Genomic DNA, 575 nt, shown 5'->3' on the forward strand with positions numbered 1-575 from the left:
CTACAAAATGGGTATCATGATACTGAAAGTCGGCAGCTGCAACGGAGAGCATCACCCCCGTTACACCACCCATTACAAAAGTAGGTATAAATCCAAGGGAGAATAACATTGGCGTTGTAATGCGAATAACTCCGCCGCGCATGGTAAACAGCCAGTTAAATATTTTAATACCTGTTGGAACGGCTATCAGCATAGTAGTAATCGCAAAGAAAGTGTTCGCCATTGGTCCCAGTCCCACTGTAAACATATGGTGTGCCCAAACCATAAATCCGAGAAAGCCAATCAGGGCCAGGGAAAGAACCATTGCCGGATAACCAAATATTCGTTTTTTGGAAAAGGCAGAAATAATATCCGAAAATATACCAAACGCTGGCAATGCTAGGATATAAACCTCCGGATGCCCGAAGATCCAAAACAGATGCTGCCAAAATACCGGACTGCCAACTTCTCCGGAAAAGAAGCCAGTCCCAAACAGCCGATCAAACATAAGTAAGTAGAGTCCCATCGATAAAACAGGAAATGCAATTAAGATTAAGAAGGAGGTAATTAATGCTGACCATGGAAACAGTGGCATT

The 575-nt window shown here is 43.3% G+C and carries 1 protein-coding gene; it reads right to left on the bottom strand.

Annotated elements, in window-relative coordinates; all coding sequences use genetic code 11:
- Positions 1 to 575, bottom strand: a 575-nt coding sequence (locus tag AC3G7N_RS22010) for a cbb3-type cytochrome c oxidase subunit I (protein WP_489424248.1), incomplete at both ends; no start/stop codon positions are given.

The sequence above is a fragment of the Virgibacillus carmonensis genome (genome assembly GCF_057836705.1).